This window comes from Nocardia sp. NPDC059764, from assembly GCF_042732555.1.
Classification (GTDB): Bacteria; Actinomycetota; Actinomycetes; order Mycobacteriales; family Mycobacteriaceae; genus Nocardia.
In genome coordinates this window covers 1-14,184 of sequence record NZ_JBHWHH010000186.1, presented here as the reverse complement: position 1 = coordinate 14,184, position 14,184 = coordinate 1, and the positions used below count along the sequence as shown (strand labels likewise).

Below are 14,184 nucleotides of genomic sequence, written 5' to 3'. Positions count from 1 at the left end.
GCACGGAGCCACCCGGCCCGGGTTTTCTATTGGCGCACATAGTCGGTGCCGTTCCAGTGCTGAATCTCGGTGGTGGTCGGCCCCTCCGCGCATGAGGGGGTGCAGTCGTGATGCTTGTACTCGATGGTGAACTGACCATCGGGTCCCGGGCCGAGCAGCCGCGCGTTGTAGCGGTCGATGGATTTCACCGAACCTTTGACCGGCACCAGGGCCATCACCCCGTCGTAGCGGCCGGGGTTGTAGAGCACGAACAGGTTGCCCCCGGCGTCCACCGGAGTGGGCGCGAAATACAGCTCGCTCTTATAGGCGGTCACCACGATGGTCGTGATGTCGGTGCCCTTGGAGTCGGTGACTGCGATGCAGGCGTTGCCGTCGGGCAGGTTCTCGTCGGAGCGTTTGCCGACCAGCGAGATGCGCAGGGTGCCGAGGTCGGGATGGATGACGTCGCGGTAGTCGTTTACATCGCCGGGACAATTCGGGGTCGGTGACTGGGCGGGCAGCCCGGTGCGGTCCAGCCCGTAAGTCGCGGCCAGGAACGCCAGGAATCCACCGGCGCCGTCGCGGCCGTACACCGCGGAGCACACGTCGTCGGCGTCCTGCTGCGCGGCCACCGCCGACGGGATCGCAGTCGCCTTGGGCCGATCGAAGTCGAACACCGCGACCTCGTCCACCACGGTGGGCGAGAAGTCGCTGAACTGACCGGTTCGCAACTTCTTCACCACACTGGCCAGATCGCCGGTGGCGGCCACTCGTCCGCGCATGCTGAAGCTCGGGTGGGCGCGGGAGTTCACGTGGATTTCGAGATCGAGTCCCTCTTGCCCGTTCCCTGCATGCTCGGCGATCGACTGCTCGGGCGGGTACACCAGCTTGGTGCTCGTGGTGACCCCGGCAGGCGAATCGGCCATCGCGATCAGCGTGGTCCGCACCGCGTCGAAGACACACCCGCGGGCGGCATCACGCGGCGCAGGTCCGGCCGGTTGAGTGCGCGCGAACGTTTGGACCGTCCGCAACGACGACACCACGAATCCCGTTGAAGCACTCTTCGTCGCCGAGCATCCAATCAACCCCACCGCCAGCAGGATCACACCAGCAGCCACTACACGCTTCACCGAACCCACCCCTCCCGCAGACGAGTTGCCCCACACTAGCCGTCGCGAGCCTGCACCGAGCGGCGAACCATTCGGAAAGGGTTGCGACTCAAACACATCCGGGCGACTCCGTGAGGCAGCCGACCGAGATAACCAGCAGCTGCTCGATCCCGGTCCGCGCGGCCACCCGGGGGGTCGATCCGGCACTGGTAGGCCGGTTGCGTCCTGTCCGTGTCTTGGAAACCTGCTCGGTGCGTCCTTCAACGCGCCTGTGGGGCAGAACGGATCAATTCATCAACACCTTGGCCGGAATAGCGGGATCGAGCCTCCCCGTCCAGATTCCGATCACAAACAGCTTCCGCACGAGTTCTAGGCTTGATCGGACGAGCTAGCGCGTAGGTCGCTTGCGCCGAGGAAAGACCGAGGACCGCTGGATGCACGCGTTCGTGGACGAGACCAAAGAAAAAGGGTTGATGGTTGCAGCGACCCTGACCGAGGTCTGCCACCTGCAGCAGGCGCGCAAGACCATCCAATCCAAGCGCCTACCCGGACAGAGCCGCATCCACTTCAAGCAGGAGAGAGACTCGCGGCGCCGCGAGATCTGCTCGATCCTGGTCACGCTTCCCGTGCAGGTGATCGTGTACGACGCGAGCGGGATCCGGAACGCGGTCGAGGCCCGAACCAGCTGTCTCACAGCGGTTGTCGAAGACCTAGCCGGAATCGGTGGCCGACGATTGACGATCGAGCAGGACGACTCCCTGGTCCAAAGCGACCGCCGCACGCTCTACAACGCGGTGCGGAAGTTCGAGGTCAACGAAGATTTCAACTATGAGCACAAGCGCCCGAATCAGGAGCCGCTGTTGTGGGTGTCAGATGCGGTGGCCTGGTGCTTTGCCAAGGGCGGAGAGTGGCGGCTGCGCGTGAAACCGCTCATCAAGGAAGTACGCAAACTGTCATAGATACGCGAAACCCGGCTCACCAACCGTCCGGATGGCTGCCGGGTTCACTTCAAGACCGCTAGTGCGGCCTGCTGAATAAACCATACACGGTTCGTACGCTTGGCACAGCTGGGATCGCCGCCGGTTCCCTCCAGTTCTCGCTGAGTCTCGGCCGCCTGACCCCCGACGTGTTTGGTCTCCTGGGTGACCCCCTCCGGATGCAGCGGATTATTGAGGCCCTCATCCCCCGCAGACCCGCTGACGTCCTGCGCGCAACCGAGCACGAACAGCCGACTCAGCCTGAACGAACGAGTTCCCGAACACCATCAGCTGCAGAAACGTCCTTCACCTCACGCAGGAGTGCCCGTGTTCGCAGAGGATGGTGGGCCGAACGCGAAACCCTCCGTCGACGGGCCGGACGTTCTCGCAGGACAGGGTGTTCGGAAACCTGTTCGTTTGAGGTACGGCCGGCCTGCGCCGAGAAGGCGGGCGCGCGGGTCGTGTCCAGTGCTGAGCTGCGGTAGCGGGGAATCGGGTCGCATGGCCGGCATCGCCGGTGTGGTCGGACTGCTCCGGTCGATGATCCGGGTCGAGCAATCCGCGGCGCCAGCGGCGTCTACGCGAACTGCGGGCCCGGGGCTGGTGGTGGTGTGGCCTCTCCTAGAATCAAGATCACCTGGTGACCGTCGGTTCGGTAGCTGGTGACCAGGCGATGTTGCACGCCGTCACGGGTGCGTGATGGGAGATTCCTTCTTCGTTTTCGACGTGAGAGGAGTTCGATCATGGGTGGCAACAACATTCCGTCAGATCAGTGGAAATTGCGCGGGGGCACCGCCTGGGTGTACCCGGCCAACGGTGCGGCGCAGGTCGTCGATCCGGTGATCGTGGTCGCCGAACCCGGTCCAGGACCCACCGACCTCGGCGCGTTCGCGGACCGGGTGGACGGCCCGGACTACCCACTGCGGACGAAATTGGCCCAACGCGGCAAGGACGTGATCCTGGTGGGCTACGACGACAAATCCGACTGGGACTCCGCCGAGCAGGTGATCGAAGAGGCTGCGCTGCGCACACGGGCAATGCGCTACGGCACCAAGCCCCTGGCCGTCGTCGGCGCCGGCCGGGCCGCACTGCTGACCCGCTACGCCCTGGCCCGCCTCGAGGACAAGCAGATGGCCCATGAGGTGGCTGCCTTCTTCAGCCTCGACAGCACGACACCGACCGCGGCCGAGCAGGACGCCCTCAGCACTGTCGGAGCCATGCCTCAGCTGCCGCGGTTGGGGAAGATCACCAGCGCGGGGACCCGCGACCTCGAAGGCCTCGGCCCACGCGACGACCCGGACAGCTCCCAGTTCGACGATGCCCTCTACGCATCCGGCCCGGCCTCGAAAACCTCGCTGGTCAACGAGGAAGAGGGCAACTGGCTACTCGCACGACTGCCCTGACCAGGTGGGCGGTCCGACTGCCCGCCCTGTCGAAACCCAGAGGGGCCCCTGCTTCAGCGCAGGGGCCCCTGCCGGTCGGGGTGCCACCCCACAGGGGTTGGAGCCGACCCCGCCACTCGCACACGGACGCCGACGTTGCGGTGCGCCTGCACGCATGTCCGGATTGCGGTATCTGTGCAAGCGTCGGTGCCTTGTTCGGAAAACGATGGTCAGCAGCCCGCGTCAGGATGCCGTGCGTGCAGGTGCCCTTCGAGGTCCGAGACCCACGGGTTGGGGCCGCGGACCTCGTCGATGGTGTCGACCGTGATCAGGTGGTTAGGGCCGCAGACTTCCACCATGCGGTTCACGCAGCGTGGTCCGGTGACCACGCACAGAGCGCGGTAGTGCTCACGGGCGTGGTCATCGGCGTCGATGAGGGCTTCGATTCCGGAGACGCTGAGGAACGTCACTCCCGACAGGTCCACCACGACCAGCCGGCCGGTGGTGGCGATCGCGCAGGAGAGGTGTTCGCGCAGAACGTCGATGGTGGTGGCGTCGACTTCGCCGGTGACGCTCAGGATCACGATCGACGGCGACGGCCTGCTGCGGGTGACGTGCAACAGCGTGCCTCGCAGGTTCGGCTCTCCAGCCGAACCACCCGTGTTGAGGAACTGATCCGTCACCCAGCATCAGATCCCTTACCCGACCGCAGGGACACGGCACCGCAAGTTACTGCCCTGCCGGAAAGACGCAGGCAGGGCCGCTTTTTCAACCGTGATCATTGTATGCCCGCAAGCAGATCCCGACTCCCCGCCGCGGGCGTTCTCACCGCGTGGACCCCCGCCCGTCAGCGGATCTGCCGGAACCGGGCCGGGCGGGGGCGGGCAATCTCCACAGCGGTCATCAGGACGTGGCCCGACCTGATAATCGCTGATCATCGTAGGTGCACTCATGCGTGCGGCCGGGGCGCCACGCCCGCGCGGTGCCTACAGCCACAGCTCGGTGTCCGGGGGGTCGTGGTCGGCGCGATGCGACAACTGCTGCGCGAAGGATTCCGTCCACGCCGCCGATTCCGATTCCTCGCTGGTTCGTCGTACCGGCTGAGTCGGCCCCGTCCGGGAGCGGCTCCACACTGCTTGTCGGTCTCCGAGCGGGCCTGCAGCGCCATCAGGCGTACACCCCAGGACACGTAGGCCTCCACGCTCATCCCCGCGCACTCGGCGGCATCACGAAGCATCGGCAAGTCGTCCTCGCCGACCGTCACCACGATGTCCCTGCTCGCCATCCGATCCACGCTAGACCTCGAACGACAGGCCGCCATGCCTACCTGGCATGAGCCGACGGCGAGGTATCGAGAACCGTCACCGCCTCACCTGCTGCGGCGATACAGCCATGCCTCAGGCGTCGACGAGCTCATCCCCGCGGACTCGGCGCGGACTCCGTGGATTCGTCGACCTCTCTCACCCCAAGCGGGCGTTCGGAAAACGATCGTTTTGCGAACGCCGGCGGGAAGCGGCTTCGGGCCACAGACGGTGGGCCGGTCGGTAGCGGTGTCCTGCCTCTGGCTGGGTTCCGGCGTGCCCGAGTGAGCCTGTGACGCGGTGTCGTCTGCTGGTATCGCTCGATGTTCACTGAATTGCGGTTCCCGCCCCCGAGTTGACGGTCTCTGGCCTGGGCAGTGGGTGGGGATGATCCGATGTCCAGTTAATTTCGTATCGAAGCCTGCATTGCAGCTACCTTCGCAGGAAGGTAGCTGAATATGCGCTGACGCTTGCTGTGAATCCAACCAGGAGGATGCGGTGGTTACAAGTTCGAAGTCCCGGCAGGTCCGGGCGATTGTGGCGGCGGGGATGGTGGCAGCGCTCGCGGCGGCCGCGGTGGCGTGCTCGTCGAATTCTTCGGATTCGTCCTCGACGACCAGCTCACCGGCCGCGTCGACGGCCGATGACTTGGCGGCACAGGCGTACGCCTACACCTATCCGCTGGTGTCGGTCGAGGTGACCCGGCGGCAGCAGACCAATGTCTCGGCGCCGGACCCGTCACTCGGGGTCGCCTCGATGAATCAGCTTGCCCCGCTGAATTTCCTGCCCGACGCGAAGTTCACCAAGGTCGTGCGCCCGAACGTCGACACGCTCTACACGCAGATGTTCTTCGATGTGTCCAAGGAGCCGGTGGTCGTCAGCGTGCCCGATATGGGCGGGCGCTATCACCTGTTCCCGATCCTGGACATGTGGACCAATGTCGACGCGGCCCCGGGCTCGCGCACCCTCGGTGCTGACGTCCGCGGCTACCAGTTCGCCATCGTCGGCCCGAACTTCCACGGCAGTCTGCCAGAGGGCGTGCACGAATACCGGCTACCGACCGACTCCGGCTGGATGATCGGTCGCATCCAGGTCAACGGGCCCGACGACGTCCCCAACGTCATCGCCATCCAGGACAAGCTGACAGCGGTCCCGCTCAGCGCGCTCGGCGCCGCCAACAGCACGCCGCAGAACACCGAGCTGCACCCGGACTGGCCCAAGGATCAAGAAGTCGCCAAATACATCCACGACCTGAGCCTCAGCAGTACTGGGACCTGTACTACGCCAGCCTTTCTCACAACCAGGCCCGTCCTGACGACAAGGCCTTCCTCGAAGCCCTCGCCTCGATCGGCTGGACCCCGGACAAGAAGCTCGACCTGAACACGCTGCCGGAATCCGAGCGCACCCGCTGGGAACAGGCGTGGCCCAAGGCGCTTTCGAAGATCGAGGTCGTGCAGGGTAAGCAGGAGGTCAACGGCTGGCAGATCACACGCAGCGGCATCGGCGACTACGGAACCGATTACGCGACCCGCGCGATCATCGCCTACGCCGGCCTGGGCGCGAACCTGCCGCAGGACGCGATCTATCCCGCCACCGCCGTCGACGACAAGAACACCCAGCTCACCTCCGACCGCCCGTACGTCCTGCACTTCCCGGCCGACGGCATCCCGCCGGTGAAGGGCTTCTGGTCGCTGACCATGTACAACGACCGCGGCTTCTTCGTCGACAACCCGATCAACCGCTACGCAGTGCGCGGTGAAGCGCTGACCAAGAACCCCGACGGCTCGGTCGACATCCACATTCAGCGCGAAAACCCCGGTCCGGCAAAAGAATCCAACTGGCTCTCCGCCCCCGCCTCCGGCCCCTTCAACGTCCTTCTCCGCACCTACTGGCCCGACCAGGCGGTCATCGACGGCACCTGGAACGCCCGGCCGTCACCCCCGCCGGCTGACCCGCCGACCAGAAGATCTCCTGACCGGACCCATGAGTCTGGGTGGTGTGCGCCGGCCGGTTCGGTCAGCGCTTCGCGAAAGGAGCGTCAACACATGGATTTCGGCGTACTACTGGGCGAGGCCTATCAGTCGTTCGTGCAGCAGCTGCACGCCCACCTCGCCGAGCACGGCCATGTGATCCTCGGCGCTTCCTACGGGTACGTTCTGCGCGCGCTCGCCGAATCCCCCTGCACCGCAAGCTAACTGGGCGAACAGCTCGGCATCACCGCCCAGGGCGCGGCCAAGGTCGTCGACGAGATGGTCAGGCACGGGTATGTGGAGCGCCGACCCGACCCGATCGACAAGCGTGCCAAACGGCTGCACCTCGCCCCGAGAGGGGACGACATGCTTCGCATCGTCCGCGAGTTCCATGCCGACTACGAGCGCCGGCTCGCCGGACGCATCGGCGCCGAACAGGTGGCGACCGCCCGCGCTGTGCTCGGCGACATCATGAGCGAAGCACTGGATCTCGGGCGGGCCAAGACCTTCCGCCCGCTGTGACCTCGGCGCGGCGGTCCCCAAAGAGGTCCGCGGCCGACGTACCCACATCGGCATGAGCGCACACTCCAGCTCGCTGGAGCCAGCTGTGCGGAGCGGTCGGCGAAACCTGGTACCGGTCAGCTGCATGTGACGACTGGCGCCCGCGCGCCGGACACCATGAGGACTGCGGAAGCACCCGGCGTGTGGGCTTCCTGTCCACGTTTGTACAGGTCATCCTGGTTGAATGCATATGGCGATCGTGTTCTTCATTGGTCTGGCCATAGTGGGGCTCATCGCGATCCTGGCCATGAATTCCGAATCCCGGCGCCGTCGAGCGCGTGAGAGCACTCCGGACAACGAAGCGTGGAGTGCGGGACGCACCGAATCATCGGGCATCGAGCAATGGATGCTCTACTCGATGCTGTCCAACCAGAACCACCACCATCACCACAACGACCAGCCTGACGATCCCAGCGGTGGTTACGGCGGGGCCGGTGACAGCGGGGTGGGTTATGAGGCGGGTGGCGTCAGCGGGGGCAGCGGCTGGCCCGATGGCCCCGGGTCGGGTGGCAACGGTGGCGACTTCCCCGCCGACGGCGGTGGTTTGGCCGACGGGACCGGTACAACCCCAGACCCGCGATAACCACTCGACTTCGCCGAGCGCGGCCTTTGTCGGGTCGGCTCGCGGCGAGGCGTGACTTCTTGACCTTGTTGCCGCAGGTGTTCATGGAGCACCAGATGCCGGGCTGATGACTAGGCTGTGTCGGGATGGCCGCGGTGCTCGGCCCACCCCGGCCGTACTGCTGATTCACCAGCGGTACCAGCGTTTTCGGGTCCCGGCCGCGTCGGAACCGGCGAAGAAGAATCCGAGGATCCACAACACCAGCACCACGACCGCGACCCACCACAAGGCTTTCAGCGCGAAACCCGCTCCGAACAGAACCAGGGCGAGCAGCAGCACGAGCAGTAGAGCAACCATGTCTTTGCACCTCCTCTGACCACCGCTTACCCGAATGATCACTTCGCTAACAAGCATGCTGTCGTACGGCATTGCGAGTGATCGTCCCTCCGAACGGTCGCGGTACCAGGTCAGTGCTTGAAGGCGTCTTCGACCTTCTCTCCCGCCGACTAGCTGGTGCGGGCCACGTTGTCGATGGGCCTGACCGCGGCTTTGTCGGGTCGGTTCGCGGCGAGCCGTGACTTCTTGACCTTGTTGCCGCAGGTGTTCATGGAGCACCAGCGTCGGTTGGATCCGCGGCTCGTGTCGAGGAAGAGTCCGGCGCAGCCGGGGCCTTCGCAGTTCTTGACGCGGCCGCGGTCGGGGCCTCCGAGGGTGTGGATGGCGTTGGTGGCCAGGACCCCGAGGGCGTCCCGGACCGGGGCGGTCTTCGTCAGGCGCCAGGTCGCGTGTTCGCCGTGTTCCAGCGTGGCTTTCGCGTGCCCGGCCGCGGCGAATGCGTTGAGGGTGTGGATATCTCCGGAATCCGGCTGTTCACCCGCGGCGATCGCCGATCCGATCCGATAGATCGCTTCGCGCAGTTCGACGGCGTCCTCCAGATCGGTCGTCGACACCGCTGCGACGTCGAACTCCGCGGCCCGCAGCCACGATTCGAGTCGTGCGGGGGCATCCAGTCGCTCGTGTGGCACCGAGCCGCCGCGATCGCTGACGGTGGCTGTGAACCGGAAGGCCAGGACCTCGTTGTCCATTCGGAACACCTGCCGAATGTCGTCGGTCATTCCAGCCTCCCAAGTAACCACAGCAGCACTCGAACCGTCTTAGCTGGTTCGACATGATGGTAACCCCATGGCATTGTTGAACCGTCTTGGACGGTTCATGGAGAGGGGTGCTCATGAGTGGCATCGCGGTCATAGGTCTGGGAGCGATGGGAAGCGCCATCGCGCACAACCTCGTGAAAGCAGGCCACGACGTCGTGGTGTGGAATCGATCCGATGGACCTGTGGATGAACTCGTGGCGGCGGGGGCCCGGCGTGCCGGCTCGGTCGCGGAGGCAATGCGGATGCCGGTGGTGTTCTCGGTCCTGTCCGACGATCAGGCTGTCGCCGAGACCTTCATCGACTCCGGCGTCCTCGCCGGAACCCCGGGCGGGACCGTTCACGTCAACCTCGCAACAGTCAGCACAGGTCTGGCTCGCCAGGCGGGCGCGGCGCATGCCGAGCATGGTGTCGGGTACGTCGCGGCACCGGTTTTCGGCCGGGCTCCGGTCGCCGAAGCCGGAGCGCTGAACATTCTCGCGGCCGGCGAGAGCGCGCTGATCGACCGCGTGCAGCCGTTCTTCGATGTGATCGGCTCGCGGACCTGGCGACTCGGCGACCGTCCGGAGCAGGCCAATATCGTGAAGATCCTCGGGAACTACCTGATCGCCTGCACGATCCAGTCGCTGGGCGAGGCCGTCAGCCTCGCGGAAGGCGCCGGTGTCGACTCCGGGAGGTTCGTCGAACTGCTGACGTCGACCCTCTTTCCTGGGCCGGTGTACACCGGCTACGGGTCGATCATCGCTGAACGGCGTTACCGGCCAGCGGGATTCACCACGGTTCTCGGCCGCAAGGATCTCCACCTCGCGCTGCAGGCGGCGACGGACCACGAGATTCCGCTCCCGATCGGCCAGCTGCTGCGGGATGTCTTCGATCAGGCCGTCGCCGAGGGTCGTGGGGCGGACGACTGGGCGGTCATCGCGGAACAGCAGCCACGCGCACAGGCTGTTTGAGCCCCGCCCGGTGATCGCCGGGTGTCAGTGGTCGGCGACCGGGGTGTTCTGGCAGAAGGTGAGGAGCCAGCGGCCGTCCTCCTTGGTCATGCCGTACAGCGGTGTGCCCTCGGCCTGGAGTTCGTCGGCGTGGTTGAAGTACTGCTGGCGGACTTTGACCGCGGCCACGTCGGGGCGAATGAAGCGGATGAAGAACGGCTCGTAGGTGGCGTAGCCATCCTTGGTGGCGCCGGGGAGGACGGCGCGGGTGAACTCGGAGATCTCGGTGAGGCCGTTGAGGAATTTGCCGCCGCCGGTGGTCCAGATGGCGTCGGGGTGGAACAGGGCGAGGAAGGCGTCGGCGTCCTCGGCGCGCTGCGCCTTGGTCACCGCGGCCACGACGGCGTGGATGGCGGCGATGTCTTCGGTCTGCTCGAGTTCCGTGGTTGTCATGGAGCAATCTTCGAACCCCAACCCCACTCGAGGTCAAGTGACCAAGATCGTTGGTTCGATTACAGTGTGGGGTTGATGACTACCGGGACTGGCTTGCGCCGCACACGGATTGGTTACCCGGTGCTCTCCTGAGCGCCGCGCGGGATCCACCTCATCGTATTGATTCACAGGACATCAACTACGACAGAAGGATTCGACGATGACCGCAACACACGATATGCCGGTGGACGTGCGCACCCCCGATGGTGTCGCCGACGCCTATGTCACCTACCCCGACGATGGTGCCGCCCATCCGGGCGTGCTGGTGATCCAGGACGGATTCGGGCTGCGGCCCAGCCTGCGGAAGTTGGCCGATCGCATTGCCGCCCATGGCTATACGGTGCTGGTGCCGAACGCCTACTACCGGCACGGCCGGGCGCCGGTGATCGAGCTGCCGGACTTGATCGATCCCGCGCAGCGGCCGGAGATCTTCCAGCAGGTCTCTCCGATGATCCGCGAGCTGACCCCGGACGTGCTGCGCTCCGATATCGGCGCCTACCTCGACTGGCTGGCAGCGTCACCGCGGGTCGCCGCCGGAAAGGTCGGCGTCACCGGCTACTGCATGGGTGCCCGGCTGGCGGTCATGGCCGCCGCCATGTTCCCCGATCGGATCGGTGCGGTCGCCGGATTCCACGGCGGTCCACTCGTCACCGACACCCCGGACAGCCCGCACCTGACGCTCGGAAACATCACCGCGGAACTGTATTTCGCCCACGCGGGCGAGGATCACCACATGACCCCGGAACACATCGACCGGTTCGACAAGGCACTCGACGCCGCCGGCGTCCGCCACCGCACCGAGGTCTACGAAGGTGCCCAGCACGGCTACACCCAGGCCGACACCGCGGCCTACGACCCCGCATCGGCCGAACGGCACTACCGCGAACTGCTGGCCCTCTTCGACCGCAACCTGCAACCGGTAGCGGAGGGAAACTAGCTGGAACCCTCCAGCGGATCGAACGCGTCACTCTGCGGGTAATCCGACATCGTGAAATTCGAGAGCCTCTTGGTCTTGTCGGCCGCAGCGCCGTCGGAGGTGTTGACCTCTTCGAGACGAGGGGGCTCCGCAGCCGGTTCCTTCTCCGCCATGACGTGCCCTTCTGTCGGTTGTGGATCGCCTCGGCTGAGGTAATCCATCCAGTATTCGACGCCGGACGGGCAGTCGGTTCGGTGGCGGCACAACGCAGAGAGCTGAGCCCCCGCCCGGTGTCCGGATCTGGGGGCTCGGCTCCTGGCAGACTGGTTCAGCGGTGGCCGCCCATGCCCCCTTCGTCGTGACCGTTGCCCATATCGCCCTCGTTGTTGTGATCATCGGGGAAGTACGTGCAATACGGATTGTTCACATCGGGGTAGGGGCAGAGCTCCGAATCGGGGCCCGTGCCCGCGGTGCCTGGATCATCTGGATCGGCGGCGGCCATGCCGGAGCCGAACGCTATTGCGAGAATGGCCGTAGCCAGCCCCGACGCCGCGCGCTTGGATCTCATGGGATGCCTCCTCATGCCGAGTGCCCACAGCGAACGCACCCTTCGGAAGCTAGCCCAAAGTTCGCCCGATTTGCGCGGATGTTGCAGCACTGTGCTTTAAGCAGCCCAGGTCAGGGGCGGCGTCCGCGAAGCTCGGCGGGGTCCAGCGGGCAATGAGTCGCCCGGTCAGACCCGCAAACCGGCGGGATTCGCGGGACAGCCCAGTCCGTGCTGGGATTCCTCCACGACCTCTTGATAGGTGACCTTCGTGCCCGGCGCGGCCTCGGTCACCTCGACCTTCTTGTCGTAGGTGTGGGTGACTCCCACGGTGAATCAGCCCGACTTGGTGTCGTGGCTGGCCTGGTTGCAAGTGGTCGGCGAGTCGGCGGTCGCGACTCCCGTGCTCACGGTCAGCAGCCCGGCGGGCAGTGCGGCGATCGCCGCCAGAGCCGCCGTGCGGCGGACGGAATTCGACTGCATGTGTCCCTTGTATCTCCGCATGTGATCCAGAGGGTCACCGATGCGTCCCAGCGGGCGGTGACCGCTGTGCGGCGCTGAGAAGCCCTGCCACAGTCGCCAATTCATTCGCATCGGAGCGGACGCGTGTACCGGGCGTCCGTGCGAAGGGAGCGTAGGTCGGCGCGGAAGAGAACAGAAGCAGTCATTCCGGGATAGGCGACAACCCGCGTCTGTCAGTCGCGCGGACGGGCGAGGGTTCGGGCGGCGAGAACCAGCGCGGCCAGGGCGATCGCGGCGGCGACGATCCCGCCCGCCCGGCCGTTGCCGGTGCCGAAACCGGCCGCGGACCGGGCCACGTGCCAGACCGCGAGATTCATGGCGATCAGGCCGATCGCCTGAGCGAGCAACGCGGCGGTCGGAGTGCTGCGGAAGCGGGATCGGGCGAGGAAGGCGGTGGCGAGGGCGGCCAGGGCGATCAGGGCGGCGACGTTGGCGCCGAATCTGCCTGAGCCGGGGCCGTATCCGCCGACGGCGAGCCAGATCGGGGCGGACGCGGCGGACAGGTGGTGGACGAGCATGGCGGGTCTCCTTGCTGACGGGATCGACGACTTCGATGATCGCGGCGGGCCAGTCGGTCCGCCTCCGTCCCGGAACGGGAGTGAATGCGCAGTTCCGCGTAGGGTTTCGGCGCCCGTCTACGTTCGTTGACGTAGTCGGTCGCGACCATAGGGTGAGGATCCGTGCCGGAGTGCGACCTACCATCGCTGCATGGAGGAGCATCGTGCGCTGATCCCGCGGCCACCCGTGTGGGTACAGGACCTGGCGCTCACGCTCTTCATCACCGTAATGCAGGTGCAGGGCACCGTGGTGCGCAATATCGGCGAGGTGGGGGCGCGGCCGCTGACCGACCTCGGGTTCCTGGGATACGCACTGCTGATCGTGAGTGGCGTGGCCATCGTGGCCCGCCGACGGTGGCCCGCAGCGGTTTTCGTCACGACCGCGATCGCCAGCATCGTGTACTACGGTTGCGGATTTCCGGACGGGCCGACCTGGCTCGCTCTGTTCGTCGCGCTGTACACCCTGGCCGCCACCGGCGACGGGCTCCGATCGTTGGTGCTGGCCGGGACCGGGATCGGCATGCTCTCGGCCGTATGGCTGATCACCTCGATCGGGATCGAGCCGCGCGCCGCCATCGGGTGGGTGTACTTCCGGATCGGCGCGTCGGTGATGAGTGCGGCGCTGGGGGAGTCGGTGCGGACCCGGCGGGTGATCGCCGTCGAGGCCCAGCGGCGGGCCGAGCTGGCCGAGCGCACGCGAGAGGAGGAGGCGCGGGCCCGCGTCGATGCCGAACGGTTGCGCATCGCGCGCGAAGTGCACGACACCGTCGCACACGCCATCGCCGTCATCAATGTGCAGGCCGGTGTCACCGCGCATGTGCTGGACCGGAAACCGGAACAGGCGCGAGAAGCGCTGCGCGCCATCGAACAGACCAGTTCGCGGGCCCTCGGCGAGATGCGGGCGGTGCTCGGCGTGCTGCGCGACGATGGTGACGACGAGCGTTCGCCGTACCCCGGCCTGGATCGGGTCCCGGAGCTGGCCGACCGGGCGCGCGCGGCCGGTCTCGATGTCGACATGTCCGAAAACCTGTCTCCCACAGTGGTTTTACCGAGTGCGGTGAGTGCGGCCGCCTACCGCATCGTGCAGGAGTCCATCACCAACGTGATCCGCCATGTCGGCCCGACGCGGGTGACGATCGTGCTCGACCACGACGCCGACACCCTGCGGATCAGGATCACCGACGCGGGGCGAACCGGCTCCGCCCACCCGCCCCCGGCGGGGCCGGGTG

General features: G+C 66.3%; 19 protein-coding genes and 1 pseudogene. 10 read left to right on the top strand and 10 right to left on the bottom strand.

From position 1 onward, the window contains the following. Window positions 1-26: 26 nt before the first annotated feature. Complete coding sequence (locus tag ACFV4K_RS29780) at window positions 27-905, bottom strand: hypothetical protein (protein ID WP_379279399.1); 879 nt, start codon at window positions 903-905, stop codon at window positions 27-29. A 617-nt stretch (window positions 906-1,522) separates the two neighbouring features. On the opposite strand from ACFV4K_RS29780, the gene ACFV4K_RS29775 reads away from it, so the two are divergent. Both ACFV4K_RS29775 and ACFV4K_RS29770 read left to right on the top strand, forming a co-directional pair. Beyond that, entirely contained in the window at window positions 1,523-2,047 is a 525-nt protein-coding gene (locus ACFV4K_RS29775) for a hypothetical protein (protein WP_379279398.1), read from the top strand. Window positions 2,048-2,808: 761 nt separating this feature from the next. Beyond that, window positions 2,809-3,468, top strand: coding sequence for a hypothetical protein (locus ACFV4K_RS29770; protein ID WP_379279397.1), 660 nt, complete (start codon window positions 2,809-2,811; stop codon window positions 3,466-3,468). 209 nt (window positions 3,469-3,677) lie between these two features. Here ACFV4K_RS29770 and ACFV4K_RS29765 read toward each other — a convergent pair whose 3' ends face one another. Continuing rightward, entirely contained in the window at window positions 3,678-4,130 is a 453-nt protein-coding gene (locus tag ACFV4K_RS29765; protein ID WP_379279396.1) for an STAS domain-containing protein, read from the bottom strand. Between the two features lie 1,116 nt (window positions 4,131-5,246). Here ACFV4K_RS29765 and ACFV4K_RS29760 point away from each other — a divergent pair. The 5 genes and pseudogenes from ACFV4K_RS29760 to ACFV4K_RS29740 all read left to right on the top strand — a co-directional run bounded on the left by ACFV4K_RS29760 (window position 5,247) and on the right by ACFV4K_RS29740 (window position 7,862). After that, on the top strand, window positions 5,247-6,128 hold the full coding sequence (locus tag ACFV4K_RS29760; protein WP_379279395.1) for a DUF1254 domain-containing protein: 882 nt from the start codon (window positions 5,247-5,249) through the stop codon (window positions 6,126-6,128). 71 nt (window positions 6,129-6,199) lie between these two features. Then, window positions 6,200-6,943 (top strand): DUF1214 domain-containing protein, encoded by a 744-nt coding sequence (locus tag ACFV4K_RS29755; RefSeq protein WP_379279394.1) that lies wholly within the window; start codon window positions 6,200-6,202, stop codon window positions 6,941-6,943. Continuing rightward, window positions 6,944-7,039, top strand: a pseudogene (locus tag ACFV4K_RS29750) (MarR family transcriptional regulator); the annotation flags it as partial. It abuts the gene before it with no gap. A 45-nt stretch (window positions 7,040-7,084) separates the two neighbouring features. Then, complete coding sequence (locus tag ACFV4K_RS29745) at window positions 7,085-7,240, top strand: hypothetical protein (protein ID WP_379279392.1); 156 nt, start codon at window positions 7,085-7,087, stop codon at window positions 7,238-7,240. A gap of 223 nt (window positions 7,241-7,463) precedes the next feature. Then, window positions 7,464-7,862 (top strand): hypothetical protein, encoded by a 399-nt coding sequence (locus tag ACFV4K_RS29740; protein ID WP_379279391.1) that lies wholly within the window; start codon window positions 7,464-7,466, stop codon window positions 7,860-7,862. A gap of 165 nt (window positions 7,863-8,027) precedes the next feature. On the opposite strand, the gene ACFV4K_RS29735 is transcribed toward ACFV4K_RS29740, so the two are convergent. Both ACFV4K_RS29735 and ACFV4K_RS29730 read right to left on the bottom strand, forming a co-directional pair. Continuing rightward, window positions 8,028-8,198 (bottom strand): hypothetical protein, encoded by a 171-nt coding sequence (locus ACFV4K_RS29735; protein ID WP_379279389.1) that lies wholly within the window; start codon window positions 8,196-8,198, stop codon window positions 8,028-8,030. 149 nt (window positions 8,199-8,347) lie between these two features. Then, complete coding sequence (locus tag ACFV4K_RS29730; RefSeq protein ID WP_379279388.1) at window positions 8,348-8,956, bottom strand: CGNR zinc finger domain-containing protein; 609 nt, start codon at window positions 8,954-8,956, stop codon at window positions 8,348-8,350. A gap of 113 nt (window positions 8,957-9,069) precedes the next feature. Between ACFV4K_RS29730 and ACFV4K_RS29725 the strand changes: the two genes are divergently transcribed. Next, complete coding sequence (locus ACFV4K_RS29725; protein WP_379279386.1) at window positions 9,070-9,945, top strand: NAD(P)-dependent oxidoreductase; 876 nt, start codon at window positions 9,070-9,072, stop codon at window positions 9,943-9,945. Between the two features lie 24 nt (window positions 9,946-9,969). Here ACFV4K_RS29725 and ACFV4K_RS29720 read toward each other — a convergent pair whose 3' ends face one another. Next, window positions 9,970-10,377 (bottom strand): SgcJ/EcaC family oxidoreductase, encoded by a 408-nt coding sequence (locus tag ACFV4K_RS29720; RefSeq protein WP_379279385.1) that lies wholly within the window; start codon window positions 10,375-10,377, stop codon window positions 9,970-9,972. 199 nt (window positions 10,378-10,576) lie between these two features. Between ACFV4K_RS29720 and ACFV4K_RS29715 the strand changes: the two genes are divergently transcribed. Beyond that, window positions 10,577-11,353 carry a dienelactone hydrolase family protein gene (locus tag ACFV4K_RS29715; protein ID WP_379279383.1) on the top strand — a complete coding sequence of 259 codons (777 nt, stop codon included), beginning with the start codon at window positions 10,577-10,579 and terminating at the stop codon, window positions 11,351-11,353. On the opposite strand, the gene ACFV4K_RS29710 is transcribed toward ACFV4K_RS29715, so the two are convergent. The 5 genes from ACFV4K_RS29710 to ACFV4K_RS29690 form a co-directional block, all read right to left on the bottom strand. Beyond that, window positions 11,350-11,505: a hypothetical protein gene (locus ACFV4K_RS29710; RefSeq protein ID WP_379279381.1), complete on the bottom strand. Its 156-nt coding sequence runs from the start codon at window positions 11,503-11,505 to the stop codon at window positions 11,350-11,352. The genes ACFV4K_RS29715 and ACFV4K_RS29710 overlap by 4 nt on opposite strands. Before the next feature lie 155 nt (window positions 11,506-11,660). Continuing rightward, on the bottom strand, window positions 11,661-11,900 hold the full coding sequence (locus tag ACFV4K_RS29705; RefSeq protein WP_379279380.1) for a hypothetical protein: 240 nt from the start codon (window positions 11,898-11,900) through the stop codon (window positions 11,661-11,663). Between the two features lie 165 nt (window positions 11,901-12,065). Beyond that, window positions 12,066-12,206 carry a hypothetical protein gene (locus tag ACFV4K_RS29700; RefSeq protein ID WP_379279378.1) on the bottom strand — a complete coding sequence of 47 codons (141 nt, stop codon included), beginning with the start codon at window positions 12,204-12,206 and terminating at the stop codon, window positions 12,066-12,068. Window positions 12,207-12,212: 6 nt separating this feature from the next. Continuing rightward, the gene (locus tag ACFV4K_RS29695) at window positions 12,213-12,359 is read right to left on the bottom strand and encodes a hypothetical protein (protein WP_379279377.1); all 147 of its coding nucleotides are present in this window, start codon (window positions 12,357-12,359) and stop codon (window positions 12,213-12,215) included. Window positions 12,360-12,571: 212 nt separating this feature from the next. Continuing rightward, a complete protein-coding gene (locus tag ACFV4K_RS29690; protein WP_379279375.1) occupies window positions 12,572-12,916 on the bottom strand; it encodes a DUF6223 family protein in 345 nt (114 codons plus the stop codon). A 190-nt stretch (window positions 12,917-13,106) separates the two neighbouring features. On the opposite strand from ACFV4K_RS29690, the gene ACFV4K_RS29685 reads away from it, so the two are divergent. After that, window positions 13,107-14,184, top strand: a 1,078-nt coding sequence (locus ACFV4K_RS29685; RefSeq protein ID WP_379279374.1) for a sensor histidine kinase, incomplete at its 3' end; no start/stop codon positions are given.